This window comes from Burkholderia sp. SIMBA_062 (assembly GCF_046534765.1).
Classification (GTDB): domain Bacteria; phylum Pseudomonadota; class Gammaproteobacteria; order Burkholderiales; family Burkholderiaceae; genus Burkholderia; species Burkholderia ambifaria.
The window spans coordinates 71,648-97,351 of sequence record NZ_JAWRYD010000025.1; the positions used below are offsets into that span (position 1 = coordinate 71,648).

23 protein-coding genes are annotated in these 25,704 nt (G+C 69.3%); 17 read left to right on the top strand and 6 right to left on the bottom strand.

What is annotated here, in order from left to right:
* Positions 1 to 36 precede the first annotated feature (36 nt).
* The 15 genes from SB786_RS24900 to asnB all read left to right on the top strand — a co-directional run bounded on the left by SB786_RS24900 (position 37) and on the right by asnB (position 16,455).
* Positions 37 to 870 carry a helix-turn-helix transcriptional regulator gene (locus SB786_RS24900; RefSeq protein ID WP_410729808.1) on the top strand — a complete coding sequence of 278 codons (834 nt, stop codon included), beginning with the start codon at positions 37 to 39 and terminating at the stop codon, positions 868 to 870.
* A 238-nt stretch (positions 871 to 1,108) separates the two neighbouring features.
* Entirely contained in the window at positions 1,109 to 3,313 is a 2,205-nt protein-coding gene (gene sctV / locus SB786_RS24905; protein WP_410729809.1) for a type III secretion system export apparatus subunit SctV, read from the top strand.
* Positions 3,310 to 3,588, top strand: coding sequence for a type III secretion system export apparatus subunit SctS (gene sctS, locus SB786_RS24910; RefSeq protein WP_006751731.1), 279 nt, complete (start codon positions 3,310 to 3,312; stop codon positions 3,586 to 3,588). Before sctV ends, sctS begins: the two co-directional genes overlap by 4 nt.
* Positions 3,588 to 5,642, top strand: coding sequence for a type III secretion system outer membrane ring subunit SctC (gene sctC, locus SB786_RS24915; RefSeq protein ID WP_410729810.1), 2,055 nt, complete (start codon positions 3,588 to 3,590; stop codon positions 5,640 to 5,642). The genes sctS and sctC overlap by 1 nt, the downstream gene beginning before the upstream one ends.
* Positions 5,623 to 6,981, top strand: coding sequence for a type III secretion system inner membrane ring subunit SctD (gene sctD / locus SB786_RS24920; RefSeq protein WP_410729811.1), 1,359 nt, complete (start codon positions 5,623 to 5,625; stop codon positions 6,979 to 6,981). Before sctC ends, sctD begins: the two co-directional genes overlap by 20 nt.
* A 148-nt stretch (positions 6,982 to 7,129) precedes the next feature.
* A complete protein-coding gene (locus SB786_RS24925; RefSeq protein ID WP_012366493.1) occupies positions 7,130 to 7,351 on the top strand; it encodes a hypothetical protein in 222 nt (73 codons plus the stop codon).
* Positions 7,352 to 7,475: 124 nt separating this feature from the next.
* Complete coding sequence (locus SB786_RS24930) at positions 7,476 to 7,958, top strand: hypothetical protein (RefSeq protein ID WP_006762782.1); 483 nt, start codon at positions 7,476 to 7,478, stop codon at positions 7,956 to 7,958.
* Positions 7,959 to 8,081: 123 nt separating this feature from the next.
* A complete protein-coding gene (sctJ, locus tag SB786_RS24935; RefSeq protein ID WP_175732245.1) occupies positions 8,082 to 8,969 on the top strand; it encodes a type III secretion system inner membrane ring lipoprotein SctJ in 888 nt (295 codons plus the stop codon).
* Positions 8,966 to 9,706 (top strand): SctK family type III secretion system sorting platform protein, encoded by a 741-nt coding sequence (locus SB786_RS24940; protein ID WP_410729812.1) that lies wholly within the window; start codon positions 8,966 to 8,968, stop codon positions 9,704 to 9,706. The genes sctJ and SB786_RS24940 overlap by 4 nt, the downstream gene beginning before the upstream one ends.
* Positions 9,688 to 10,317 (top strand): type III secretion system stator protein SctL, encoded by a 630-nt coding sequence (gene sctL / locus SB786_RS24945; protein WP_006762149.1) that lies wholly within the window; start codon positions 9,688 to 9,690, stop codon positions 10,315 to 10,317. Before SB786_RS24940 ends, sctL begins: the two co-directional genes overlap by 19 nt.
* Positions 10,314 to 11,699, top strand: a complete 1,386-nt coding sequence (gene sctN, locus SB786_RS24950; RefSeq protein WP_105830409.1) for a type III secretion system ATPase SctN — start codon at positions 10,314 to 10,316, stop codon at positions 11,697 to 11,699. The genes sctL and sctN overlap by 4 nt, the downstream gene beginning before the upstream one ends.
* Positions 11,692 to 12,372: a hypothetical protein gene (locus tag SB786_RS24955; protein WP_410729813.1), complete on the top strand. Its 681-nt coding sequence runs from the start codon at positions 11,692 to 11,694 to the stop codon at positions 12,370 to 12,372. Before sctN ends, SB786_RS24955 begins: the two co-directional genes overlap by 8 nt.
* Positions 12,366 to 13,175 carry a type III secretion system export apparatus subunit SctT gene (sctT, locus tag SB786_RS24960; RefSeq protein ID WP_006754499.1) on the top strand — a complete coding sequence of 270 codons (810 nt, stop codon included), beginning with the start codon at positions 12,366 to 12,368 and terminating at the stop codon, positions 13,173 to 13,175. The genes SB786_RS24955 and sctT overlap by 7 nt, the downstream gene beginning before the upstream one ends.
* A gap of 25 nt (positions 13,176 to 13,200) precedes the next feature.
* Positions 13,201 to 14,232, top strand: coding sequence for an EscU/YscU/HrcU family type III secretion system export apparatus switch protein (locus SB786_RS24965; protein WP_410729814.1), 1,032 nt, complete (start codon positions 13,201 to 13,203; stop codon positions 14,230 to 14,232).
* A 255-nt stretch (positions 14,233 to 14,487) separates the two neighbouring features.
* On the top strand, positions 14,488 to 16,455 hold the full coding sequence (asnB, locus tag SB786_RS24970) for an asparagine synthase (glutamine-hydrolyzing) (RefSeq protein ID WP_410729815.1): 1,968 nt from the start codon (positions 14,488 to 14,490) through the stop codon (positions 16,453 to 16,455).
* A gap of 72 nt (positions 16,456 to 16,527) precedes the next feature.
* Here the strand turns inward: asnB and SB786_RS24975 are convergent, their stop codons facing one another.
* The 4 genes from SB786_RS24975 to SB786_RS24990 all read right to left on the bottom strand — a co-directional run bounded on the left by SB786_RS24975 (position 16,528) and on the right by SB786_RS24990 (position 19,923).
* Positions 16,528 to 17,331 (bottom strand): lytic transglycosylase domain-containing protein, encoded by an 804-nt coding sequence (locus SB786_RS24975; protein ID WP_410729816.1) that lies wholly within the window; start codon positions 17,329 to 17,331, stop codon positions 16,528 to 16,530.
* Complete coding sequence (sctR, locus tag SB786_RS24980) at positions 17,328 to 18,002, bottom strand: type III secretion system export apparatus subunit SctR (RefSeq protein WP_006755970.1); 675 nt, start codon at positions 18,000 to 18,002, stop codon at positions 17,328 to 17,330. Before sctR ends, SB786_RS24975 begins: the two co-directional genes overlap by 4 nt.
* Positions 18,003 to 18,005: 3 nt before the next feature.
* Positions 18,006 to 19,148 carry a type III secretion system cytoplasmic ring protein SctQ gene (sctQ, locus tag SB786_RS24985; protein ID WP_410729817.1) on the bottom strand — a complete coding sequence of 381 codons (1,143 nt, stop codon included), beginning with the start codon at positions 19,146 to 19,148 and terminating at the stop codon, positions 18,006 to 18,008.
* 376 nt (positions 19,149 to 19,524) lie between these two features.
* A complete protein-coding gene (locus tag SB786_RS24990; protein ID WP_410729818.1) occupies positions 19,525 to 19,923 on the bottom strand; it encodes a winged helix-turn-helix domain-containing protein in 399 nt (132 codons plus the stop codon).
* Between the two features lie 436 nt (positions 19,924 to 20,359).
* On the opposite strand from SB786_RS24990, the gene SB786_RS24995 reads away from it, so the two are divergent.
* Positions 20,360 to 21,562, top strand: coding sequence for a Fic family protein (locus SB786_RS24995; protein ID WP_410729819.1), 1,203 nt, complete (start codon positions 20,360 to 20,362; stop codon positions 21,560 to 21,562).
* A 100-nt stretch (positions 21,563 to 21,662) separates the two neighbouring features.
* Here the strand turns inward: SB786_RS24995 and SB786_RS25000 are convergent, their stop codons facing one another.
* Together SB786_RS25000 and SB786_RS25005 are read right to left on the bottom strand one after the other, a co-directional pair.
* Positions 21,663 to 23,873: a molybdopterin cofactor-binding domain-containing protein gene (locus SB786_RS25000; RefSeq protein WP_410729820.1), complete on the bottom strand. Its 2,211-nt coding sequence runs from the start codon at positions 23,871 to 23,873 to the stop codon at positions 21,663 to 21,665.
* Between the two features lie 2 nt (positions 23,874 to 23,875).
* A complete protein-coding gene (locus SB786_RS25005) occupies positions 23,876 to 24,337 on the bottom strand; it encodes a (2Fe-2S)-binding protein (protein ID WP_175667384.1) in 462 nt (153 codons plus the stop codon).
* 181 nt (positions 24,338 to 24,518) lie between these two features.
* Between SB786_RS25005 and SB786_RS25010 the strand changes: the two genes are divergently transcribed.
* Positions 24,519 to 25,445 (top strand): AraC family transcriptional regulator N-terminal domain-containing protein, encoded by a 927-nt coding sequence (locus SB786_RS25010; RefSeq protein ID WP_410729821.1) that lies wholly within the window; start codon positions 24,519 to 24,521, stop codon positions 25,443 to 25,445.
* The last annotated feature ends 259 nt before the right edge of the window (positions 25,446 to 25,704 follow it).

The following is a 25,704-nucleotide window of genomic DNA, read 5'->3' on the forward strand; positions in this document are numbered from 1 at the left end:
GGGCAAGTTCACATATTGGGAAAGGGTGGGCTGCTCATGACATATGCTGACGACGCGCCACGCGTCGAGTGGTTTTCGCAAGCCGATATCGCGGCCGCTGCCGCTTATTCGAAAGAAATTCATGCATTCGAGCGTGACGTTTTTACCGGCATTCAAATCGCGCCCGGTAAATCCGACCTGAGTCTCGTCGATTTCGCCCAATGCCATGCGCGATTGCGGCAAATCGGTTTCAGCACGCTCGGTTACGGCGCATACGAGATGATCGGGCGGCGCATCCTGTGCGCGCATCTGCTGCGCGACCTCGCGCCCCCGACGTTCATGCAGCCGTATATCGACGGCATGCTCTACGAGAGCGACCCGCGTTTCGCCCAGGTGCGGCAGAGCGGCTTTCCGGTCGCGTGGCGGCTCGACGAGATCGAGTCGGCCGCGCAGGGCAGCGGCGATCGCAAGGTGCTCGCGCTGGCCGGGCACTTGCGTGCGCATGCAATGAACAGCGGCGTGATCTTCAGCCTGTCGGCGCCGCGGCTCGACCTGCGCGTCGCGGTGAACGTGACGTCGGAAGCCCACGGCACCGAGTGGATCGACGATCGCGTGATCGGCGGCGCGCTGTCGGTGAGTCTCGCCGTGCATCGCATCGCGCTGCCGTTTCTCGAGGCGCGCATCGCGCGCATGCGCGGCTTCGCGCTCGGCGACGAGCAGCAGCAGGTGCTCGAGCGCCTCGTGCACGGGCTGTCCGACCAGGAGATCGCCAGCGCGTTGCGCACGTCGCTGCACAAGGTCGGTCACCATATCCGTTCGCTCGAAAAACTCTTCAACGTCCAGAACCGCGCGCAGCTCGCGTACCTCGCCGCGCGCCGTCTGGAGTCCTGACCCTTTCCGACCGCGCGGCGCCCGCCGCGCGATGGAAGCGGTTCCGGCGACGGGCGCGCGCACGCGCCACCGGGTTTCGTAGTCCGATTCGATCGTCGCCGGAAAACCGCCGCGACGCTACGAGGTGCATCCCTTTTCACGCGGTTTCCCGTCGCTACACTCGTCCCATTCAACGGTCCGAGCGACGCGGGGCATGACGGCCCGCGCCCACCGGCGACAACGACAGGACGACGGCACGATGGCAGAACCGAAGGCGCTCCCTCGCGACTGGCAGCGGATCTTTTCCGCAGGCCGCAGCGTGTCCGGGCGGCGCCTCGGGGCGTCGCCGCGCGCCGACCTATTTCTCGCCGGGTTCATCGTATCGGTGGTCGCGCTGTTCATCCTGCCGCTGCCGCAGGCCGCGCTCGACGGGATGATCTCGCTGAACCTCGCGGCGAGCGTCGTGCTACTGACGGTGTCGACCTACGTGCCGTCGGCGGTCAGCTTTTCGTCGTTTCCCGCGCTGCTGCTGTTCACGACGCTGTTCCGGCTCGCGCTGAACATCGCGTCGTGCAAGCTGATCCTGCTGCATGCGAACGCGGGCCACGTGATCGACGCGTTCGGGCGGCTCGTGGTCGGCAACAACGTCGTGGTGGGCGGCGTGGTGTTCCTCGTGATCGCCGTCGTGCAGTTCATCGTGATTGCGAAGGGCTCCGAACGGGTTGCCGAAGTCGGCGCGCGCTTCTCGCTCGACGCGATGCCGGGCAAGCAGATGAGCATCGACGCGGACCTGCGCGCGGGCATCATCAGCGCCGACGAAGCGCGCGAGCGCCGCGAGAAGCTCGAGCAGGAATCGCAGATGCACGGCGCGATGGACGGCGCGATGAAGTTCGTGAAGGGCGACGCGATCGCCGGCCTCGTGATCGCGTTCATCAACATCGTCGCGGGGATCGCGGTCGGCACGCTGATGCACGGCATGGATATCGGCGAGGCGCTGCAGCGTTACGCGATCCTGACGGTCGGCGACGGGATGGCGTCGCAGATTCCGTCGCTGCTGGTGTCGATCGCGGCCGGCATCGTGACGACGCGCGTCGCGACGCGCGACACGCGGCAGCGCCAGCTCGGCGAGCAACTGGGCGAGCAGCTCGGCGCGCATCCGCGCGCGCTGCTGATCGCGGCGCTCGTGCTCGCCGGCTTTCTCGTCGTACCCGGTTTCCCGAAATGGTCGTTCGCACTGATCGCGCTCGGCCTCGGCGCGTTCGCCGTCACGCAGCTCAAGCGCAAGACGACCGCGCCGAGCTTCAACCTGATTCAACTCGCCGGACGCATCGGCGCGACCGACGACGGCCAGCCCGCGAAGGTGCCGCATGCGGCGGGCGTCACGTCGCTGATCGCGGTGTCGCTGTCGGACGACCTGCGCACGACGCTGAATCTCGCGCAGCTGCAGACCGCGCTGTCGAGCGCGAAGGCGCGCGTCGACGCGGATATCGGCACGGTGTTTCCGCGCATCACGCTGAACGATGACGAGGGCGCGGCGGCCGGCACCTACCGGATCTATCTGCAGGACGTGCTCGCCGCACATGGCGCGCTGAAGCCGGGCTGGCTGCTGTGGGACGGTGTCGCGCCGCTGCCGGAACGCGCGGAGCGCCAGCCGGCCGAGGCCTTCGGCCCGTTCGCGACCGCGCTGTGGATCAAGCCCGACGGCGCGGCGCCGGACGGCAAGTGGCTGACGAGCGAAGGCGCGCTCGCCGCGCACGTCGAGCAGATCGTGCGCCAGCATGCGGACGAGCTGCTCGGCATCCAGGAGACGCAGGCGCTCGTGCACCTGGTGCGCCGCGAGCACCCCGAACTCGTCGGCGAACTGACGCGGCTCGTGCCGCTGCAGCGCGTGACCGAGGTGCTGCGCCGGCTGCTCGCCGAACAGGTGCCGATCCGCAACCTGCGCGTGATCTTCGAGAGCCTGATCACGTGGGCGCCGAACGAGCCGGACGACGTGATCGCGCTGGTCGAGCTGGTGCGCGTCGACCTGCGCCGGATGATTACCGATCGCCATGCGGGCGCGGCGCGCCAGCTGCGCGTCGTGCTGTTCGAGCAGAACCTGCAGGAGCGGATCGAGAACGCGGTGATGCGGACCAAGCAGGGCAATTTCCTCGCGCTGTCGAGCGCGATCAAGCAGGACATCGGCGAGCAGGTGCGCGCGATCGTGCAGGCCGCGCAGGCGGGCGGCTCCGGCGGCCACGGCAACCCGCAAGGTGCGCCGCGGCTCGCGGTGATGGTCGCCCTCGGCGCGCGCCGCTACGTGAAGACGATCTTGCAGCCGGTGTTGCCCGAGCTCGCGGTGCTGTCGTACCAGGAGGTCGAGGAAGACGTGCAGCTGCATACGGTCGGCTGGGTGAAGAACCCGCCCGACGACGGCACGCTCGGCGCGGGCGCCGGCGTGCGCGCGCCCGGAGTCGTGCAATGACGAGCTCGACGATCCTCGACCTGACCCGGCAGGCGCTGATGCTGGTGCTGCTGCTGTCGCTGCCGATCGTGCTGATCGCGACCGTCACCGGTCTCGTCGTCGCGATCCTGCAGGCGGTCACGCAGGTGCAGGACGCCAACATCGGCATCGCGGTGCGGCTGATCGCCGTGATGGTCGCGCTCGTGCTGCTGTCGGGCTGGCTCGGCAGCGAGGTGCTGCGCTTCGCGCAGCAGGCGCTGGAACGCATGTTCGTTTCTTCCACAGGAGTGCTTTGATGCGTCGACGCGTCGCCCCGATCCGGTTTCAACCGCGCCGCCTGCAACGGGTTGCGCTCGCCATGTGCGCGACCGCGCTGCTCACGGCGTCGCTGTGCATGACGATCGCACAGCCGGCGCGCGCGGCCGACCTGCGCTGGCGCAACAAGCCGTTCACGATCGTCGCGAACGGCAAGAAGATCGGCGACTTCATTCGCGAGCTCGCGTCGTCGCAGGGCGTGACGGCCGTGGTCGATCCGAAGGTGGACGGCGTGATCAGCGGCCGCTTCTCGGGCACGCCGCAGCAGACGCTCGATACGATCTGCTCGACCTACGGGCTCACGTGGTACTACGACGGCTCGTTCCTGTACGTCGATCCGGCCGACCAGTCGCAGACGCAGATGATTCCGATCCCGCCGAACGCCGCCGGCGAGATCGGCCGCTCGCTGCAGGCGATGCAGATTCCCGACAAGCGCTACACGCTCGTGATCAACGACCGCGCGAACAGCGTGTACGTGGCCGGCCCGCGCCGCTATGTCGAGCTCGTGCGCCAGGCGGTCGGCTCGGTCGGCGATCCGTCGGCGAACGGCGCGCATGCGGACATCCGCGCGTTCCGGCTCAGGTACGGCTGGGCGTCCGATTTCACGATCAACCGCTCGGGCAAGGAAGTGACGGTGCCGGGCGTCGCGACGATCCTGCGCCGGCTGTTCGGCAAGGGCGGCGGCACGAACGAGCCGCCGTCGAGCACGCCGCTCGGGCAGGCCGCGCGCCAGGTGAAGCTCGGCTCGGGGCTGACGATCGCGGTGCCGCGGCTCGACTTCCCGGACATTTCCGGCGGCGCGCGCCAGGGCAGCTACGGCGGCGCCGACAGCGCGGCCGGCGGCTTCTCGCCATTCTCGAACGCCGGCGGCGGCGACACGCTGCCGCAGATCGTCGCCGATCCGGCGATCAACGCGGTGATCGTGCGCGACCTGCCGGAGAACATGTACCGCTACCAGTCGCTGATCAACCAGCTCGACGAGCGGCCGCGCATCGTCGAGATCAACGTGACGATCATCGACATCAACGAGGACTCGCTCGACAGCCTCGGGATCGACTGGCGCCTGCACACGACGCACGGCGACGTGCAGATCGGCAACGGCCAGAACCCGCTGAACGGCAACACGCAGTACAACGGCGCCGGCAATCCGCCGCTGACGTTCGGCATCGGCACCTCCGAGACCGGGCAGACCGGCGCCTTCCTGCCGACCGGCATCGCGCTCACCGCATCGATCGGCGGGTCGCTGCGCAACTACCTGCTGACGCGCGTGAACGCGCTCGCCCAGAAAGGGCAGGCGCAGCTGCGTTCGAAGCCGAAGGTGCTCGCGCTCGACAACACCGAGGCGATTCTCGAGAACCTCACGCAGTTCTACGTGCAGGTGCAGGGCTACCAGGATTCGTCGCTGTACAGCGTGACGACCGGCACCAGCATCAAGGTGACGCCGATGATCGTCGACGAGGCGATCCGCAATGCGGCGGCCGTATCGGCGGTAGCCGTTCGCAATCCGCAGAGCGTGATGATGTCGATCGACATCCAGGACGGCAACATCGTGCCCGGGCAGGCGGTGTCGAACGTGCCGGTGATCCAGCAGCGCAACATCGTCACCAAGACGATGATCGACGAAGGCAAGAGCCTGCTGATCGCGGGCTTCAACGACGACGAGGTGCGGCTGAACAAGAGCGGCGTGCCGTGGCTGTCGGACATTCCGCTGATCGGCAACCTGTTCAAGTACACCGACAAGTCGGGCAACCACATGGAGCGGTTCTATCTGCTGACGCCGCGCGTGGTGACGACCGCGTCGATGTACGCGCCGGACGGCTCGCCCGTGAACCCCGGCGCGGACGGGCCGGCGGATCCGAACGGCGCGTCGATGTATCGCCCGCCGGACAACGACATCGCGGTGCCGCTGACGCCCGCGCCGCTGCCCGGCACGAAGTTCGGCCCGCCCGCGCTGCCGCCGCCGTCGTCGGATTCGGCGTCGCGGCCCGTGGCGACGACCGCAGGAGCGCCCACCCATGTCGACGACCATCATTGAGCCACACGGCGACGGCCCACTGCCCGGCGGCGCGGCGGCCGGGGCGGCCGCACTCGCATCGCCGTGGAACCTGTGCTTCCTCAGTGGGCCGATGTACGGCCGCACGATGTCGCTCGCGCGCGGCGCGAACTGGGTCGGCACCGCGGCCGATTGCGAAGTGATCCTGCCCGATCGCGAGATCGGCGCGAAACAGGTGTGCCTGCAGGTCGGCGCGCTCGCGGTGACCGTGCAGAACCACGGCGGCGACGGCGGCGCGCCGGTGCTGTTCAACGACGAGCCGCTCGGCGCGGGCCGCCGCTCGATGACGCCGCAGGACGTCGTGACGGTCGGCTCCATCAAGCTCGGCATCGCGCGTCATGCGCAGGCGAGCGTCGCGGTGCCTGACGAGGCCGACGCGCCGGACGCCGCGCGCGAGGCCGCGTGGCTCGGCTGGCTCACCGGCGGGCTGCGCCGTCTCGGCAGCCGGCGGCTCGTGATCGCGCTCGTCGCGCTGTGGATCGGCGTGCTGCTCGGCGCGCTCGGCTACGGCTTCGTCGCATGGTCGGGGCGCCTGCCGTGGCAGCACGAATCGGTGCTCGCGCGCACGCACCGGCTGCAGCAGCAGCTGCATGCGTATCCGGAACTCGCCGTCGCGCCGCGCGACGACGGCGTGATCGTGTCGGGCTACGTGAGCGATGCGGCCGCGCGCGAACGCGTCGCGCAGATCGTCGCGGGCGTCGACAACGCGGCGCTCGGCAACATCTACGTCGTGAGCGATCTCGTCGCGACCGCGCAGACGTATTTCAGCGACACGGCGCTGACGGTCACCTATCTCGGCCGCGGCCGGATCGAATTGACGGGCGCGGCCGAGCGCGCGCAGATCGACCCGCGCATCCGCAACTACATGAAGGACGCGCGCCCGGCGCTCGAGGTGGTGGACCACGTGCGCGACGCCGATGCCGCCGCGCCGCGCACCGCGACGACGCTCGGCGGTGTCGCCGGGATACCGGAGATCACGACCGTGTTCGCGGGCGACGGCGATCAGCGTTATATCGAGACCGTCGACGGCAGCCGCTACTTCGAAGGCGCGCGGCTGAAGGAAGGGCCGACGGTCGTATCGATCGGCCCGGACGAAGTGGTGTTCGAGCGCAACGGGCAGCGCATCACGATGCCGCTCGGCGGTTCGTCCGCGCGCGCGCCCGGGCAGGCGCCGGCGCCGCCCGTGCCGCCGCTCGCGAGCGGTGCAGCGGCCGGGGTCGCGCAGCCGGTGCCGGGGCCGACGCTGTTGACGGATGCGCCGGCGGCACCGGCAGTCGCGTCCGTCGCGGCCGCCGGCGCATCGAAGGGAGCGGCGCACTAGCGCCGCGACGGGACATGACAGGCGCATCGCGTATCGCGCGGTGCGCGCAGGACGCGACACGCCGCGCACGAGCGGCGCGTCACGGTGCCGGCGGGGCATGGGGCCGCGTCGGAAAGTGGGTGATGTTCTTCACGTAAAGGAGCGAATCATGGGTGCCTCGGCAGCGGGTAGTACGGGTGGTGCAGACAACACGCAACAAGTCCAGCAGCAGGCGGACGACCTGACCAAGACGCAGCTCGAACTGACGAAGATCAACTTCCAGGTCCAGCAGTCGACCGCGACGTTCGAAACCAGCAACGCAGTGACCGCGCAGGAAGGGACGGCGAACGCCCAGGTTGCGCAACACCTGAGTTCCGCCGGCCGCGCATGACGCCGGTCGCCGGCCGTGCCGCGCGACGCCACATGCCGGGGCCGCCCGTGACGGGCGCCCGGCGGGGCGTGGGTGCGTGCCGGCCGGCTTATTCCCGGCTCTGCCGGTCAAGGAGGACACGATCATGTCGGTAACAGGCGTAGGCGCGGCGCCGCCGGGCGCGGCCGCGCTCGCGGGGGCCGTGCAGCAGGCGGGCACGGCGTCCGATCCGGCGCAGGTGCGCCAGTTCGATGCGTTGATGCAGCCGGGTGCGGCCGCGGCGTCGCCGTCGGCATCGGGCGTCGCGATGTCGCGCGTGTCGGCCGATGCGGCGCCGGCGGTGCAGATGACGCCCGCGACGCCCGCGCAGGCGAACCATTCGTCGCTCGTCGAGCGGTTGCGCACGTATGGCAACGATCTCGACACGCGGTACGCGAACATCGACAAGCATCGCACCGAGATGCTGACGTCGATGGCGGACAACCGCGGCGATCCGCTGATGACGATGGTGAAGGCGATGGATTTCCAGTGGACGGCGACCACCACGATTTCCGAATACCAGTTGAGCCTGTCGGTCGCGCAGGCGGCGAACGGCTTCACGCACACGGTGCTGAAGACGCAGGAGTGACGCGGGCCGTTCCTGCTCATGACGGGCTTGCGCCGGCCGCCGGACCGGGCCGGGCGCGAGGAATGGGACGACCCTGAGGTGCGTGTGCCTGAAACGGGCCGAGCGCCCTGAAGTGGACAAACGATGACGACGATCGATTCGACGCCGCGCGTGCATGCGTGGCGCAGCCGGGCGGCGCGTGCGCTGCTCGCGGGACTGCTCGCGCTGTTGGCCGGCTGCCAGAAGGAGCTTTACTCCGGCCTGTCGGAGCGCGACGCGAACCAGATGGTCGCCGTGCTCGGCGATGCGGGCATCAGCGCGTCGAAGGACAACGACGCGCGTGACACGTCGGATCGCAACGCGTGGCTCGTGAGCGTCGCCGACGGCGACATGCAGTCGGCGCTGACCGTGCTGCAGGCGAACGGGCTGCCGAAGCCGAGCTATGCGAGCCTCGGCGAGCTGTTCCAGAAGCAGGGGCTCGTCTCGACGCCGGCCGAGGAGCGCGTGCGCTATCTGTACGGCGTGTCCCAGGACCTGTCGCGCACGCTGCAGGACATCGAGGGCGTGGTGGTCGCACGCGTGCAGGTCGTGATTCCGGAGAACGATCCGCTCGCGGACAAGATCAAGCCGTCGTCGGCGGCCGTGTACATCCGCTACCGACCCGGCGTGGACCTGCGCGCGATGGCGCCGATGGTCAAGGATCTCGTCGCGCACAGCATCGAGGGGCTGCAGTACGACAACGTGTCGCTGTTCCTGCAGCCGGCCGCCGCGCGCACGACGCGCGTGGACGGCATCGGCAGCGCGGTGTCGGACATCCTGCGGCTGCGCTCGCCGCTGGGCTGGCTGGTGTTCGCGCTGATCCTGCTGACCTGCGCGGTGATCGCGCTGTCGGCCGCGCGGCGCGGAATGTTCGGCGCGCGGCTGGCCGGGCTGGTCGGCACGCCGCGCGGCGCGAACGGCGCCGGCGGCGGGGCCGCGCAGTCGGGCGGCGGCAGCCTGCGCACGCCGGACGGCGCGCGCGACGGCGCATGAGCGAGCCCCATGCGCTGCCGCCGGGCGCCACGCCCGACGCCGCGTCGCCGCCGTGGCTGCACCCGATCGCGCCGCCGTCTGCCGGGCGGCGCGCGGCGTTTCACGCGCTCGTCTGCGAATTCAACCTGCGGCCCGACCGCTATCTGCACGTGACACGCGTGCCGGCCGAGTGGCCCGCGCGCTATCGCTCGCCCGACGCGTTCGGCCCGGCCGGCCGCAAGCTGCTGGCCCGCCACCTGCTCGACGCGAACGGCGTGGCCGCGCACCACGACTTCGACGTCGCCAATTCGTGCGCGCGGCTCGCGCTGCTGCCCGGTGCGGCGCTCGAGCAGCTCGCGTCGTATGCGGGGCTGCTGCTGCATCGCGGCTGGCTGCGCGATGCGCTGACCGTGCGGCGCATCCGCGCGGAGGTCGCGGCGAAGCTCGGCGGCGATGCGCTGGAACTCGCGCTCGAGCGCGCGCCGGAATTCGGCGCGCTTGCGGACACGCTGGAACCGTGGCGTGCCGATCCGGCCGCGCTGCCGGTCGTGATTCGTGCGCGCGGCGGCCGATTGCTCGCGGATTTCATCGGCGTGACCGGCGACGCGGTCGCACGGCGTGTGCGCCTGAAATTCAACCGCGCGATCGATGACGAGGCGCCGTACTGGCTGAACCGCGCGCAGCGCGACCAGTTCGGCGAATTGCTGTTCCTGTTTCTGATTCCCGAGAGGCTTGCGTCATGGGATTGGCTTTTCTGATCACGAGCGACAACCTGCAGCTGCTGTCGGAGCGCAAGGTGCTCAAGGAGCGCGAATACGCGGCGCTGCTCGATGCGTCCGCGGTGATCGCGACCGCGCGCGACGAGGCCGCGCGCATCGTCGCCGACGCGCAGCGCGAATTCGACAAGCGCCAGGCGGCCGGCTACGACGAAGGGATGCGCCGCGCGCAGCGCGAGCATGCGGCGCAGACCTATACGCAGGCGCTGGCCGCCGCGCGCACGATGGAGTCGATGAAGGATTCGATGGCCGACATCGTCGTGAAGGCCGTGCGCGCGATCGTCGGCGAGATGGGCACGCAGAAGCTGTACGAGGCCGCGCTCGCGCGGATCGCGCCGCTCGTGCGCGACGAAGCGTTCCTGATCGTGCGGGTTGCGCCCGGCCGGCAGGACGAGATGCGCGACGCGCTCGAGCGCGCGTTCGCCGGCCAGTCGAACCGGCAACGGATCCGCATCGTCGAGGATGCGCAGCTCGAACGTCACGCGTGCACGGTCGAGACGCCGTCCGGACGCATCGATGCGAGCCTCGACCTGCAGATCGACGCGCTGCGGCAGGCGATCCGCCGCGACGCGCTGAAGGGCACGACGCGATGAATGCGCCGCTCGACGATCCGCAACCGTTCGGTGGCGATAGCGATGACGATGCCGCGCCGTTCGATCGCGGCCGCCTCGTCGGCGACCTCGATGCGGGGCTCGCGTTCTTCTCGCCGGTGTCGGTGCAGGGCCGCGTCAATCATGCGGTTGGACAGATCCTCAATGCGACGGGCATCCGCGCGCGGCTCGGCGAGATCTGCGAGCTGCGCACGCCGAACCAGCCGACGCTGCTCGCCGAAGTGGTCGGTTTCTCGCGGCAGACCACCTTGCTCACGCCGCTCGGCGACGTGGCCGGCCTGTCGCCGGAGACGACCGTCGTGCCGTCGGGGCGCGAGCATGTGTTTCCGGTCGGCGAAGCGCTGTTCGGCCGCGTGCTCGACGGGCTCGGCCGGCCGCTCGACGATCGCGGGCCGGTGACGGGCGCCGCGTGGGTATCGACGCAGCAGGACCCGCCCAATCCGCTCGCGCGCAAGATGATCGACACGCCGTTTCCGACCGGCGTGCGCGTGATCGACGGCCTGATGACGCTCGGCATCGGCCAGCGTGTCGGCATCTTCGCGCCGTCGGGTGTCGGCAAGAGCACGCTGCTCGGGATGATCGCGCGCGGCGCGCAGGCCGACGTGAACGTGATCGCGCTGGTCGGCGAACGCGGCCGCGAAGTGCGCGAGTTCATCGAGCACAGCCTGTCGCCCGAGGTGCGCGCGCGCTCGATCGTCGTCGTGTCGACGTCCGACCGGCCGGCTATGGAGCGCGTGAAATCCGCGCTGGTCGCGACCGCGATCGCCGAGCATTTCCGCGATGCCGGCAAGCGCGTGCTGCTGCTGGTCGACTCGCTCACGCGCTTCGCGCGTGCGCAGCGGGAGGTCGGCCTCGCGAGCGGCGAGCCGCCGACGCGGCGCAGCTTTCCGCCGTCGACGTTCGCCGTGCTGCCGCGCCTGCTCGAACGCGCGGGGCAGGGCGCGACGGGTTCGATCACCGCGCTGTACACGGTGCTCGTCGAAGGCGATGAGGAATCCGATCCGATCGCCGAGGAAGTGCGCTCGATTCTCGACGGCCACATCGTGCTGTCGCGCAAGATCGCGCTCGCGAACCGCTATCCGGCGATCGACGTGCTCGCGAGCCTGTCGCGCGTGATGCCGCTCGTCGCGAGCCGCGCGCATCAGCAATCGGCCGCGCGCGTGCGCGAGCTGATCGCGAAGTATCAGGAAATCGAGCTGCTCGTGCAGATCGGCGAGTATCGCGAGGGCAGCGACCGGCTCGGCGATCTCGCGCTGCGCGCGCGCGATGCGATCGGTGCGTTCTGCGCGCAGGGCTCGCACGAGGACGTGCGCTTCGACGCGCTGCTCGCGAAGCTGACGAAACTCGCGAACGACCATGTCTGAAGCCGACGACCGCCTCGTGCTCGCGACACTCGCACGCCTGAAGCGCGTGCGCGAGATGCGCAGCCAGATCGCGCGCGTCGCGGCCGCGCGCCAGCAGGGCATTGCCGCGCAGAGCCGTCGTGCGCTCGACGCCGCGCAGGCGCAGCTCGCGCAGCAGGTCGCCGCGAAGGCCGCGATCCAGACCCGGCTCGCCGACGACGTGCGCGAGGCGCGCGCGCTGCAGAACGCGGCGGCCGACACGCGCACGTTCGACCGTCATATCGGCGTCGCGAACGCGTCGGTCAGCGAGGCCACGCACGTGCATCGCGATCACGAGGCGGCGCTCGCCGACCTGCAGCGCGCCGCGCGCAAGGCGAAGGCCGCCGAGGACAAGCTCGACAAGGCCGGCGAGAAGGCGCTGCAGGCCCGCGCGGCGCGGGTCGAGCGCGACGCCGACGAAGTCGCGGACGCGCACGCGGTGCGGCGCTTCGCGACGGCCGGCGTGTGGGCGGGCGACGCGGAGGGCCACGCAGCGGCGCAGCCGGACATGGCCGCCGCGTTCGATGCGCAGATGAGGTCGCGGCCGGCGGATGCGGAGGCAGACGCAACCGACGCGGTCGATGCAGCCGAAGCGGTCGACGCTGCCGCCCCCGCCCACGACACCGCCCCCACGGCCGCGGAGCGCCGATGCTAGACCACGCGGCGAACTTCAACGACATCGCCGGCACGCTGCGCCCGCTGCTCTACGTGATGCCGCGCCTGCTGCCGATCATGTTCGTCGTGCCGGTGTTCAACGAGCAGATCATCACGGGCCTCGTGCGTAACGGGATCGCGGTCGTGATCGCCGCGTTCGTCGCGCCGGTGATCGATCCGGCGCAGGTCGCCGCGCTGCCGTTCCTGATGTGGTGCCTGCTCGTCGCGAAGGAGGCGGTGGTCGGCATGCTGCTCGCGGGCGCGTTCAGCGCGGTGCTGTTCGCGATCCAGGGCGTCGGCTACCTGATCGATTTCCAGACCGGCAGCGGCAGCGCCGCGTTCTTCGATCCGATGGGCGGGCACGAAGGCGGCCCGACGTCGGGATTCCTCAATTTCGTGGCGATCGCGCTGTTCGTGACGGCGGGCGGCCTGCAGGTGCTCGTGCAGCTGTTCGCGCAGTCGTATGCGTGGTGGCCGATCGGCTCGCTCGGCCCGGACTTCTCGTCGATGCTGGAGACCTTCGTCGTGCGGCAGACCGACACGATCTTCGAATGGATGGTGAAGCTTGCCGCGCCGGTGATCATCGTACTGGTGCTCGTCGAGCTCGGCATCGGCCTCGTCGGTCGCGCGGTGCCGCAGCTGAATATCTTCGTGTTCGCGCAGCCGGTGAAGAGCGCGCTCGCGGTGCTGATGATGGTGCTGTTCCTGCCGGTGGTGTACGCGTCGCTGCATGCGCTGCTCAGCCCCGACAGCGGGTTGATGGCGCTGCTGCGTGCGCTGTTCGCCGCGCACGGCGGCGCGTGACGGGGCCGCCGGAGCCGGAGCGACCATGGCGGAAAAGGACCAGAAGCCGACCGCGAAGCGCCTGCGCGAGGCGCGCCAGAAAGGCGACGTGCCGAAAAGCGCGGAGACGATCTCGTCGGCGTTCTTCGTCGGCGTATGCGTCGCGCTCGCGGTGGGGCTCGGCACGCTGTTCGCGCGGCTGCAGGCGCTGTTCCGGCGCGTGTTCGATGCGGCCGGCGCGGCCGACCCGTCCGCGCGGCTCGCGGTGCTGATCGACGGCGCCGCGCGCGACTGGGCCATGCTGTCCGCGCAGATCGTCGCGGCCGGGCTGCTGGCCGGCCTGCTCGCGGGCTTCGTGCAGGTGGGCGGCGTGATGGCATGGAGCCGGCTCGTGCCGCAGCTGTCGCGGCTCAATCCGGCCGAGGGGCTGAAGAACATGTGGTCGATGCGCAACCTCGTGAACCTCGCGAAGATGCTGCTGAAGACCGTGCTGCTGGCCGCGACGCTCGGCTGGCTGATCGTCGAGTCGCTCGACCCGTCGGTGCAGTCCGGCTTCACGCGGCCGATGTCGATTCTCGCGCTGATCGTGAAGCTGCTGATGCTGCTGTTCGGCTGGGCCGCGCTGATCTATATCGTGATGGCGCTGATCGACATCGTGCACCAGCGGCACGAGTTCAATCAGAAGATGAAGATGTCGATCGAGGAAGTGCGGCGCGAGCACAAGGAAGACGAAGGCGATCCGCATATCGAGGCGAAGCGCCGGCAGCTCGCGCGCGAAGCGCAGTTCTCGTCGCTGCAAGACCGGATCGGCTTCGCGTCGGTGGTCGTCTATTCGTCGAGCGTGGCGGTCGCGCTCTACTACGGCGGGATCGGCACGCTGCCGTGGGTGCTCGCGCGCGGCGAGGGCGAGGCGGCCGAACGGATCGTGCGGCTCGCGCGCGACGCGTTGCGTCCGACGCTCGCGAACGCCGGCCTCGCGCACGCGCTATATGACAGCACGCCCGAAAAGGGCACGATCCAGCAGCAGCATTTCCGCGAGGTCGCGCAGTTGCTGAAGTGGGCGACCGGCGCGGCTTGACGCGGGCCGAGTATCGGGGCGGGAACGCCGGCCTGCATGCGACCGGCGCGCGTTGCCGCGATGCGCCCCTGTTTCCAAGCCAACTGGCCGCGGCCGCCGCGCTTGACGCCGTTTTTTTTCCAGGCTTGGCCGACATTCACCCATGAATTATTGCTGATTTATTTCTTCGTAATATGGCTCGACCGTCAGTGGGACGGCCGGCCGCGAAGCCGCGCCGCCGCTGACGGAACAGGACAACAGGGGCAGACAAATCAAATGTGCGGAATCGGCGGCTTTTTGAATAGCGTCGCCTTCGATGAGGAGACAGCGCGCGGCACGCTCGCGCGAATGACGACGAGCCTCGCGCATCGCGGGCCGGACGGGCAGGGCCTCTGGGTCGACCCGGAAGCCGGTATCGCGCTCGGCCACCGGCGGCTGGCGATCGTCGATCTGTCGGTCCATGGCCGGCAGCCGATGGCATCCGCGTGCGGCCGCTACGTCATGGTCTTCAACGGCGAAATCTACAACCATCGCGAGTTGCGCGCGGAGCTCGAGCGTGCGGGTCGCGCACCGGCGTGGCGCGGCCACTCCGACAGCGAGGTGCTGATCGCGGCGATCGTCGCGTGGGGTGTCGAGGCGACGCTGCGGCGCGCGACCGGCATGTTCGCGTTCGCGCTGTGGAATCGCGCGTCGCGGGTGCTGACGCTCGCGCGCGACCGGATCGGCGAGAAGCCGCTCTACTACGGCCGGATCGGCGACGCACTGGTGTTCGCGTCGGAGCTGAAGGCGCTGCGCGGCTATCCGGGCTTCGACGGCACGATCGATCGCGATGCGCTGTGCCTGTACCTGCGCCAGTCGAGCGTGCCCGCGCCGCATACGATCTATCGCGGCATCAGCAAGCTGCCGCCGGGCACCTTCATCCAGTTCGAGCATGCGCGCGACACGCCGCCCGTGCGCGCGTACTGGACGCTCGAGCAGGCGATCGAGGCGGGCCGCGAGCGGCCGTTCGAGGGCAGCGCCGACGAGGCCGTCGGGCAGCTCGACGCGATTCTGCGTCAGGCCGTCGCGCGACAGATGGAAGCCGACGTGCCGCTCGGCGCATTCCTGTCGGGCGGCGTCGATTCGTCGGCGATCGTCGCGCTGATGCAGGCGCAGTCGACGAACCCCGTCGACACGTTCACGATCGGCTTTCACGAGGCCGGCTACGACGAGGCCGGCTATGCGAAGGCGGTCGCGCGCCATCTCGGCACGCGGCATACCGAGCTCTACGTGACGGCCGACCATGCGCTCGGCGTCGTGCCGAAGCTGCCGACGATCTACGACGAGCCGTTCGCCGATGCGTCGCAGATCCCGACCTTCCTCGTGTCGGAGCTGACGCGCCGGCACGTGAAGGTGAGCCTGTCCGGCGACGGCGGCGACGAGCTGTTCGGCGGCTATACGCGCTACTTCCTGACGCCGCGCCTGTGGCGCAAGCTGCATCGCGTGCCGGCGGCGGTGCGCGCGCGGATCGCCGCCGCGCTGCACGCGCTGCGCCCCGATCATGCGGACCAGCTCGCGGCGGTTGCGCAGGGCGCATGGAGCGGCGTGGAAGCGCGCGAATCGGCGTCCCGCATCGGCGACCGGCTGCACAAGCTCGGCCACGTGATGACGGCCGAGAGCCGCATCGGGCTGTACCGGCTGCTGATGTCGTCGGTGCATCATCCGGAGCGCATCGCGCTGGCCGGGCAGGAGCCGCCGACGCCGCTCGATACCGTTTCCGCATGGCCCGCGCACCTGAGCTTCGCCGAGCAGGCGATGGCGATCGACACGCTCACGTACCTGCCCACCGACATTCTCGCGAAGGTCGATCGCGCGGCGATGGCCGTGAGCCTCGAGACGCGCATGCCGTTCCTCGATCATCACGTCGTCGAATTCGCGTGGCGCGTGCCCGCGTCGGTGCGTTTGCCGGAAGGGCAGTCGAAGGCGCTGCTGCGCCGGCTGCTGGATCAGTACGTGCCGTCGTCGCTGATCGACCGGCCGAAGCAGGGCTTCTGCGCGCCCGTCGATCACTGGCTGCGCGGCGCATTGCGCGACTGGGCCGACGCGCTGCTGCAGCCGTCGCGGCTGCGCGACGAGGGCTTCTTCGATGCGCAGGCGGTCGAGCGGCTGTGGCGGCAGCACCAGTCGGGCCGGATGAACTGGCAGCACCAGCTGTGGACCGTGCTGATGTTTCAGGCGTGGCTGGAGGCGCAGCGCGCCGCATGATGCGCGATGACGCGGCGTGCCGCGCCATGTCCTGCGCGTCATGCCGGTGTCATGCCGGTGTCGTGCCGCCGGTCACTGATCGAGACACCGCACGCACAGCCGCTTCGCCTGGCTTGCCGACAACCCGCGGCACATCATCACGACCGGGCGCGCATGGCACGACGGCGCGTCGGCCGATGCCGCGGGCGACGCGAGCCGCCGCGCGCGTTCGGGCGGCGTGGTGGCGGCCGCGTCCATGCGTCGCTGCCGCGCAGGCGGCGGCACGTCGCGCACCACTGGAATCGGCTCGACGCCGCCTTCGCGCGCGTTGCGCTGCGCGCTCGCGACGACCCGGCTCACATAGCCGCTCGAGAACCCCGTCGTGAAGTTGCCGCTGTAGTAGCACGACAGCGCGGCGCGCAACGCGGCTTGCGCGGAGCGGCCCGTGTTCGACGAACGCGCGAAGCATTCGGTCAGGATCGCGCCGCCCGCCCGCAGATTGCGGCACGGCTCGAACATCGTCGTGTCGTCGAGGCCGTATTTCCCGAAATTGCGCTCGTTCACCTGCGCAAGGCCGACGCTGTAGCTGAAGCCGCGCGCGGCTAGCTCGCTCGCGGTCGCGCGCGCTTCGTCGAGCGACGCGGGCTGACGCGTCAGATGGCCGCCGACCACGCCGATCGCATACGGATTGAAACCGGATTCGGTGCGCACCAGCGCGGCGAGCGTGTCGGGGTCGACGTTCGGCGCGCAGGCGCGCGCGAGCTGCGCGAAGCCCGCGGCGCTGCCGGCCGCGTGCGCGCTGCGCGGCTGCAAGCCCGCACATGCGAGCGCCAGTGCGAGCGTCGTGAGCAGCGCGCACAGGCTCGCAACGGCGGAGCGCGGGCCGCGCGCGTTCATCCCGCCCCCGCCACGCGGTACGACAGCACGAGCCCGTGCACGAGCAGCGACCAGCCGTCGAGCGCGACGAACAGCAGCAGCTTGAACGGTACCGAGATCGTCGTCGGCGAGATCATCTGCATCCCGAGCGCGAGCAGGATGTTCGCGACCAGCAGGTCGACGACGATGAACACGATATAGATCACGAAGCCGATCTGGAACGCCTTGGTCAGCTCGGCGAGCGTGAAGCTCGGCACCAGCACGAGCAGGTCGTCGTCCTTGATGCCGTCCGCGCGATTCTTCGGCCAGACCGACGTCGCGGTGCGCACGAAGAATTCGCGGTCGCGCTGCCGCGTATGCGACACCAGGAAATCCTTGATCGGCGGCAGCGCGGCATCGGCGAGTACGCCGATATCGGAAGTCGACAGCTGCCCCGATGCATCGAAGTGGCGCGACTGCAGCGCGTCGCGGATCGACATCCCGACCGGCGCCATGATGAACAGCGACAGGATCAGCGCGATGCCGTTCAGCACGAGGTTCGGCGGCACCTGCTGGATGCCGAGCGCGGAGCGCAGCAGGCCGAGCACGACCACGAGCTTCGTATAGCTCGTCACCATCAGCGCCGCGAACGGCGCGATGCCCAGCGCGGCGATCACCGCGATCAGCGCGACCGGATTCGGCAGGTTGCCCATCGTTCAGCGCTCGCGCGGCGCGGGCTGCGTCAGCGTGACGACGCGTACGCCGAGCTTCTGGCCGACCGCGATCAACTGGCCGGTGCCGATCAGCATCCCGTTCGCGACGAGATGGATCACGCTCTGGTTGATCCCTTGCTGCAGTTCGATCACCGCGCCGGGTTGGAGCGCGCCGAGCTCGCCGAGCGGGATCGACGTGGGCGGCAACTCGAAACGCAGGTCGACCGCGAGGCCGTCGAGCGAGCGCGGCGCATCGTCGGCCGACGCGTCGTGCGTGGTCGCGGACGGGGTATCGGTGCGGGTCGGTTCCAAAGGCATCTCCCTGATTCGTTCGACGGTCAGCCGGTTGCCCGACGGCCGTCCGGTGATCTCCCACGCCGGCGCGGCCGGCACCCGCGCGACGCACAGCAGGTTCTGCTCGTGCGCGCGCCAGTGTTCGATCGCGATGATGTCGCCGCCGACGACGTCGGCCAGCTCGGCCATCGTCAGCTCGGTCCGGCCGATCTCGAACACCAGCGGCACCGGCAGGCCCGCATACGCGGCGCGCGCATCGGCTCGCGTGGCCGCCGGCGTCGAGAAGAACACCGCGAGCGCGTCCGGCGCATCGAACAGCAGCGCGCCGTGGCAGCGCCACGCGCCGTCGGCGCGACGCAGCTCGAAGCGCAGCGCGGCCGGCGCGGTGCGCCACGCGGGCACGCTCGCGGGCGGCGGCAGCAATTCCACGCGCTGCCGCGTCGCGGCCTGCAGCACGGCGGCGAGCGGCGCGGCAAGATCGGCGAGCAGCGCCGCGCGGATCACGGCCGGCACAGCCGGGTCGGCCGCGTCGCCGAGCCATTCGCTTTCCGCGAGCGGATCGATCCACAGCGTGACGGCCGCCGGCCCGATGACGAAGCGGTACGCATGCGCGTCGGCGGCCGGTTCGGCATCGACGCGCCAGCGCACCTCGTAAGCGTGTTCGCCGAGCGTGACCGGCACCGCGGCCATCGCGCCGTACGCATGCGACAGTCCGTGCGCGGCGGCGGTGGACAGGCGCGGCAGATAGGGCGACGCGTCGAGCGCGACCGCGGCGGCGGCCGGGGTGGCGGCGGGCGGAACCCGGTTCGCGGCGTCGCCGGCGTCGGCATTCGTCAGGGACAGCGCAGGCACGGCGGGATCAGGGCGGATTCGGCGTTGGTTCGACGGGTTGTTGTGGCCGGCGGCGCCCGGGGGCGCGCGGCTGCTGCGTCGATTGTAGGGACGGCGCCGGCCGTGTGCCGCGCCGGAATCCGTAGTCGCACGCGTGCGGTGGCCGCGCGGGCGGCGGCGAGCTACGAAGCCTGTTGCGCGGCGGCGTGGCCGCACGCTGTGTCGCCCGCGCAAATGCGGCCGCCGCCCGGAGGCGGCGGTGGGTGTCGTGTCGTGTCGCGGCAAGCGAGGCAAGCGTGCCGGGCCCGCGAGACGCTGCATGCCGCACGGGCGCTCAAGGAACGGGAAACTTGCCGGCGCGCCGCGCGATGGCGGCGCGCGGGTGAGCCGCTACGCGTTACGCGTAGTCGGCGGCCAGCGCCGAGTACGGCGCGGCGCGCAGGATCGGCGCCGCGTCGTGGCGCTCGACGTGCGTCATGGCAGCGCCGAACAGCACCAGCCGATAGCCGACCGCATAGATCGGGATGATCCGCAGGTTCTTGTCGTGATCGAGCTGCAGCTTCGAACGGATGCGCGAGATATGGGTGTCGAGCGTGCGCGACGACACGCCGAGCTCGCGGCCCCAGACCGCTTCCTGGATCGCCTGCCGCGGCACGATCTTGTTCATGTTGTCGAGCAGGAATTCGACGACATCGAATTCGCGCGGCGTGACGTCGACGATTTTGTTGTCGATTTCGATCGTGCGGCGCACGAAGTTGATTTTTATGTTGTCGATGTACAGGTATTTGCAATCCATGGTGGCCCTCGCATGTCCGTAAAGGAGTGTTTGCGGGTCATGTACTGCAACTTCCGGGCCAGGGAGGGCGTGGGGGCAGCGACGGACGGTGGGAACGGGGCGGGCGGCCCGCCGGCGTTGAATCTAAAAGAATTTTCAACGCGGGGCGCGCGGCGCGCTCGGGAAGGGCCCGGGCAATATTGAAGGATTGTTACGTAGCATCGCTCCGGAACGTTACGGGCGTTACGGGCGGCGTAACGTGGGGATGAGCCGATGACGAGGTCGCCGCAGTGCAGTGTGACGCTGCCCAAGTTGGGGCAAAATAAACACGACACGGAACCCTACATTCAACCCAACTCAATGATCTAGAAATCTCATATAAATCATGTATATAAGTCGCTATAATTAGCGACATCAAACCCTACATCCAACCCTACATGGAACCCTACGGCGAAGCATGACGACCGTTGCCACCTTCGAACCGCTGTTTCCCGAGGACCGTGTCCTCGATCCGCTGCTTGATCAAGCCGGGCAGCTCGTTGATTCGTCGCAGCGCTTGCTTACCGTGAGGGATACGCCATTGGCCCGCGCGCTCGCTCCCCAGTTGCGCGCGATGAATTCGTACTACACGAACAAGATCGAAGGCCAGCATACGAGCCCGGCCAATATCGAGGCCGCGCTTCATCGGGATTATTCGTCCGACAGTGTGGAGCGCAAGAAGCAGCGCTTCGCGGTCGCACATATCGCCACGGAAGCGGCGCTCGAGGAAGAATGGGCTGCCCTTCCGGTCGCCGGACTGTTCGAATCCGCGCGGATCCCGGTGATCCACGAGCGGTTCTTTTCCTGTTTGCCTGCAGATGAGCGACTCACCGAGGACGGGCAAATCATTGTTCCGGGCGAGCTTCGGCGGTCGGATGTGACGGTCGGACGCCATCTGGCGCCGGAGCCGGAGATGATCGAACCGTTGCTGCAGGCTTGGGCGGCACGTTATGCCCGCATTCGCGCGAAGGAATATCAGGTGATCGGGATCGCGTGCTCGCATCATCGTCTGGCGTGGGTACACCCGTTTATGGATGGTAACGGCCGGGTAGCACGTCTCCATTCGCATCTCGGACTACGCGCCGCTGATCTCACCCATGGGCTGTGGTCGCCGCTTCGCGGATTGGCGCGCGAGCATGAGCAGTATTACGCGAGGCTAAGCGAAGCCGATCAGACGCGGCGCAACGATCTGGACGGGCGAGGCAACCTGTCTCAGGAAGCCCTCGTCAAGTTCGCGCGGTTCTTTCTGGACTGCTGCGAGGATCAGGTCGGATTCATGGTCCGTATGACCGAATTCGAAGGTGTGACGGCGCGTATGCTCGATCTGCTGCGCTACCTGGAATTCAATCCCTGGACCATCCGTTCGGAAAAATCGGTCATCAAGCCGGAGGCCGCGGCGCTGGCCATGGAGTTCGTCGCACTGCGCCGAGCCGTTACGCGTGCGGAATTCTCGCAGATGCTTGGAGTAAGTGACGTGCTGGCGCGCCGCATCGTTCGATCGCTGATCGATTTCGGGCTGCTGACCTCTCCTTCGCACCGCGGCGAGCTTTCCTTCGGGTTGCCGCTTGCGGCACTTCGATTTCTGTTCCCTAAGCTGTGGCCGGAAGTCGAACAGGAATGAGCGATCCGGCGCGATTGCGTCGCGGGCGGCGGGCGGCAGCGCGGCATAAAAAACCGGCCGCACGACGTCCCCGTCGCACGGCCGGCGTTTCACCCGCCCGTCAAGCCTTCGCGGTATCGCCCGAATCGAACGGCAGCACGTAATGCCGCTTGCCGGTCGCCGCGAAGATCGCGTTGGCGACCGCCGGCCCGATCGGCGCGACACCCGGCTCGCCGACGCCGGTCGGCGCCTCCGCCGACGGCACGACATGCACCTCGACCTTCGGCATCTCCGCCATCCGCAGCACGTGGTAGCCGTCGAAGTTGCGCTGTTCGACGTGGCCGTCCTTCAGCGTGATCGCGCTGTGCAACGCCGCGCCGAGCCCGAAGCCGATGCCGCCTTCCATCTGCGCGGCGACGATGTCCGGGTTGATCGCGATCCCGCAGTCGACCGCGCACACCACGCGCTCCACCTTCACCTTGCCGTCGGCATCCACAGACACTTCGGCCACCTGCGCGACATAGCTCTTGAACGCCTCGGCCACCGCGATCCCGCGCCCGCGGCCCTTCGGCAGCGGTTTCGCCGGATCCCAGCCGGCCTTCTGCGCGGCCAGCTCGAGCACGGCGCGCATCCGCGGCTCCTTCGCGAGCAGGTCGCGGCGGAACAGGTACGGATCCTTGCCCGCCGCGTGCGCGGCTTCGTCGACGAACGCCTCGACCGCATACGCGGTGTGCGAGCTGCCGACCACGCGCCACCACAGCACGGGCAGGCCGACCTTGGTGGTGGTGAGCTCGACCGACACGTTCGGCACCGCGTACGGCAGGTTCGCCGCGCCCTCGACCGACGTCGCGTCGATCCCGTTCTTCACCATGAACGCCTCGAACGGCGTGCCGGCGAGGATCGACTGGCCGACGATCCGGTGGCGCCAGCCGACCAGCTTGCCGTCCGCCGTCAGCCCTGCATCGAGCTTGTGGAAGTACATCGGGCGATAGAAGCCGCCCTGGATGTCGTCCTCGCGCGTCCACTGCAGCTTGACCGGCTTGCCGTCCGCGCCGAGCGCCTTCGCGATCGACACGGCCTCGACCACATAGTCCGACCACGCGTTCGCGCGCCGGCCGAAGCTGCCGCCCGCGTACAGCGTGTGAATCCGCACCTGCTCGGGCGCCAGGCCCGCGACCTTGGCGGCATTGCCCTGGTCGACCGTCTGGAACTGGTCGCCGGCCCAGATCTCGCAGCTGTTCGCCGTCAGCTTGACGACCGCATCGAGCGGCTCCATCGGCGCATGGGCGAGATACGGGAACTCGTAGGTCGCGCTGATCTTGCGCGCGGCGCCCGCGATCGCCGCGTCGGCATCGCCGTCCTTGCGCGCCGACGCGCCGGGCTTGGCGGCGAGCTGCCGGTATTCGCGCATGATCTCGTCAGAGCCGCGCTTCTCGGCGTTCGCTTCGTCCCATTCGACCTTCAGCGCGTCGCGGCCCTGTTTCGCGGCCCAGAAGCCGGTCGCGACGACCGCGACGCCGCCCGGCACGTGCACGACCGATACCACGCCCGGCACGGCCTTCGCGGCCGTCGCGTCGAACGACTTGACCGTCGCGCCGAAGCGCGGCGGGCGCTGCAGCAGCGCGACGCGCATGCCGGGGAAGGTGGTGTCGAGCGTGAATTGCGCGGTGCCGTTCGATTTGGCCGACGCGTCGACGCGCGGAATGCGATGGCCGATCAGCTTGAAGTCGGCCGGCTGCTTCAGCGTGACCTTGTCGGGCACCGGCAGTTTCGACGCGTCGGCGACCAGCGTGCCGTAGGCGGCCGTCTTGCCGCTCTTCGCATGCGTGACGACGCCGTTGGCGGTGGTCAGCTCGCCGGCCGGCACCTTCCAGCGGGCCGCCGCGGCCGACACGAGCATCGCGCGCGCCTTGCCGCCCGCTTCGCGCAACTGCTGCCACGAGTTCGACATGGCCGAGCTGCCGCCCGTGCCCTGCATCGTGCCGAACGCGAGGTTCGCATAGCGCTTCGCATCGGCCGGCGCGCTTTCGACGCGCACGCTCGACCAGTCGGCGTCGAGCTCCTCGGCGACGATCGTCGCGATGCCCGTGTACGCGCCCTGGCCCATTTCGACGTGCTTGGCGATCACGGTGACCTTGCCGTCGGGCGTGATGCGCAGGAATGCGTTCGGCGCGAAGTCGGCGGCGGGCGCCGTCGCGGCGAGCGCGCGGCGGCCGAGGCCGGCCCATTCGAAGCCGATCGTCAAGCTGACGGCGGCCGCGGCGCCCGCGGCCTTCAGGAAGGTGCGGCGCGACGGTCGCACCGAACCGGGGTTGTCGAGTTCGATCGTCATGGTCAGGCTCCCAGCGTCGCGGCCGCGTCGTGGATCGCGGCCCGGATGCGGGCGTAGGTCGCACAGCGGCAGAGGTTGCCGTTCATCGCGGCGTCGATGTCCGCGTCGGTCGGCTTCGGGTTCTGTTCGAGCAGCGCGGTGGCCGACATGATCTGGCCGGACTGGCAATAGCCGCACTGCGGCACCTGCAGCTTCACCCAGGCGGCCTGCACGGCCTGCGCGGGCTTGCTCTGCACGCCTTCGATCGTCGTGACGTGCTTGCCCGCGACGGCGGCGAGCGGCAGCACGCACGAGCGGACGGCCTGGCCTTCCAGGTGGACCGTGCAGGCGCCGCACTGCGCCATGCCGCAGCCGAACTTCGTGCCGGTCAGCCCCGCGTGCTCGCGGATCGCCCAGAGGACGGGCATCGACGGATCGGCATCGAGCGTGACACTCTTGCCGTTCAGGACAAACGTGGTGGGCATTATTTTGTCTCCGTGGGGAAAACCCGGCATGCGCCGGATCAGGTGGCAGTGTGCGCGAACGGTCGGTTTTTACGTCTACCCAATCCTGCAAATTTATTGAACAATCCTGCAAATCCCCGGCACGGCGGCGAGCGATTCGCTATGCTCCCGCGATTCAGGGAAATGAAGCGAGGAATCCGTCATGGACATGACCGATATCGCGGCGTCGCGCGAATCCGGGCGGCGCGAACTGGCGTCGCTGATCGGCCGTTTCGCGCCGGCGGACGGCTCCCACTCGACGGCCGTGCCGGCGCTGATGCTGCACCGGCATACGCGTCCGGTCGATCTCGGCTGCGGCGTGTCGCGCGCCGCGCTCGTGATCGCCGCGCAGGGCGCGAAGCGCGTGATCGTGGCCGGACAGACTTACGAATACGACACGCAGAACTGCCTGATTACGTCGATCGACTTGCCGATTCTCTCGCGCGTCACGCGGGCATCGCCGGATGCGCCGTACCTGTGCCTGTCGCTGACGCTCGATCTGCAGCGCATCGTCGAACTCGCGGCCGAGATGCGGCTGCCGGAGCCCGACGCGGGCCCCGAAGGCGAGGGCATCGCGCTCGCCGAGCTGACGGCGCCGCTGCTCGATGCCGCGCTGCGGCTGCTGCGGCTGCTCGATACGCCGGCCGATATTCCGGTGGTCGCGCCGCTGATCGAAAAGGAACTGCTGTATCGGCTGATGACGAGCGGGCAGGGCACGCGGCTGCGGCACATGGCCGTCGCGGGCAGCCAGACGCACCGGATCGCGCGCGCGATCGAGTGGATCCGCGATCACTACGCGGAGCCGATGCGGGTCGATACGCTCGCGCAGGCGGTCAACATGAGCGTGTCGTCGCTGCACCATCACTTCAAGCACGTGACCACGCTGAGCCCGCTGCAGTACCAGAAGCAGTTGCGGCTGCACGAGGCGCGGCGGCTGTTGCTGCGACAGGGCGGCGACGTCGGTTCGGTGGCCGCGGCAGTCGGCTACGAAAGCGCGTCGCAGTTCAGCCGCGAATACAGCCGGCTGTTCGGCGCACCGCCGATGCGCGACGTCGTGCATCTGCGCAAGAAGGAGTTGCTCGGCACCTAGCCGGCGCCGCCGGTCATTGCGATTGCGGCGAGCCCGACGCCCTCACGGGCCGCGCATGAACTTCGTTTCAAGCGTGTATCCCGCAGGCGGCCGGACGGATGCGGCAATTGCCGGCCGGATGCGGGCCGACCGGTCGAAACGTGCAAAAAATCGCGCAATGACGCGCCTTCCGCGTAGATCTCGGGTGGCACGAACAGGTTTCGGCGACGGGATGCGCGACCGATATCACTTCGGAAATGTTTCTCGCGCGTATCGCGTG

Excerpts from the sequence above, each read along its gene's own strand:
- sctJ (WP_175732245.1), top strand. The coding sequence starts at position 8,082 with ATGACGACGATCGATTCGACGCCGCGCGTGCATGCGTGGCGCAGCCGG.
- SB786_RS24930 (WP_006762782.1), top strand. The coding sequence starts at position 7,476 with ATGTCGGTAACAGGCGTAGGCGCGGCGCCGCCGGGCGCGGCCGCGCTC.
- SB786_RS24955 (WP_410729813.1), top strand. The coding sequence starts at position 11,692 with ATGTCTGAAGCCGACGACCGCCTCGTGCTCGCGACACTCGCACGCCTG.
- asnB (WP_410729815.1), top strand. The coding sequence starts at position 14,488 with ATGTGCGGAATCGGCGGCTTTTTGAATAGCGTCGCCTTCGATGAGGAG.
- SB786_RS25000 (WP_410729820.1), bottom strand. The coding sequence starts at position 23,873 with ATGACGATCGAACTCGACAACCCCGGTTCGGTGCGACCGTCGCGCCGC.
- sctS (WP_006751731.1), top strand. The coding sequence starts at position 3,310 with ATGACGAGCTCGACGATCCTCGACCTGACCCGGCAGGCGCTGATGCTG.
- SB786_RS25010 (WP_410729821.1), top strand. The coding sequence starts at position 24,519 with ATGGACATGACCGATATCGCGGCGTCGCGCGAATCCGGGCGGCGCGAA.
- sctN (WP_105830409.1), top strand. The coding sequence starts at position 10,314 with ATGAATGCGCCGCTCGACGATCCGCAACCGTTCGGTGGCGATAGCGAT.
- sctL (WP_006762149.1), top strand. The coding sequence starts at position 9,688 with ATGGGATTGGCTTTTCTGATCACGAGCGACAACCTGCAGCTGCTGTCG.
- sctC (WP_410729810.1), top strand. The coding sequence starts at position 3,588 with ATGCGTCGACGCGTCGCCCCGATCCGGTTTCAACCGCGCCGCCTGCAA.
- sctD (WP_410729811.1), top strand. The coding sequence starts at position 5,623 with ATGTCGACGACCATCATTGAGCCACACGGCGACGGCCCACTGCCCGGC.
- SB786_RS24900 (WP_410729808.1), top strand. The coding sequence starts at position 37 with ATGACATATGCTGACGACGCGCCACGCGTCGAGTGGTTTTCGCAAGCC.
- SB786_RS24925 (WP_012366493.1), top strand. The coding sequence starts at position 7,130 with ATGGGTGCCTCGGCAGCGGGTAGTACGGGTGGTGCAGACAACACGCAA.
- SB786_RS24975 (WP_410729816.1), bottom strand. The coding sequence starts at position 17,331 with ATGAACGCGCGCGGCCCGCGCTCCGCCGTTGCGAGCCTGTGCGCGCTG.
- SB786_RS24940 (WP_410729812.1), top strand. The coding sequence starts at position 8,966 with ATGAGCGAGCCCCATGCGCTGCCGCCGGGCGCCACGCCCGACGCCGCG.
- sctT (WP_006754499.1), top strand. The coding sequence starts at position 12,366 with ATGCTAGACCACGCGGCGAACTTCAACGACATCGCCGGCACGCTGCGC.
- SB786_RS24990 (WP_410729818.1), bottom strand. The coding sequence starts at position 19,923 with ATGGATTGCAAATACCTGTACATCGACAACATAAAAATCAACTTCGTG.
- SB786_RS24965 (WP_410729814.1), top strand. The coding sequence starts at position 13,201 with ATGGCGGAAAAGGACCAGAAGCCGACCGCGAAGCGCCTGCGCGAGGCG.
- sctV (WP_410729809.1), top strand. The coding sequence starts at position 1,109 with ATGGCAGAACCGAAGGCGCTCCCTCGCGACTGGCAGCGGATCTTTTCC.
- SB786_RS25005 (WP_175667384.1), bottom strand. The coding sequence starts at position 24,337 with ATGCCCACCACGTTTGTCCTGAACGGCAAGAGTGTCACGCTCGATGCC.
- SB786_RS24995 (WP_410729819.1), top strand. The coding sequence starts at position 20,360 with ATGACGACCGTTGCCACCTTCGAACCGCTGTTTCCCGAGGACCGTGTC.
- sctR (WP_006755970.1), bottom strand. The coding sequence starts at position 18,002 with ATGGGCAACCTGCCGAATCCGGTCGCGCTGATCGCGGTGATCGCCGCG.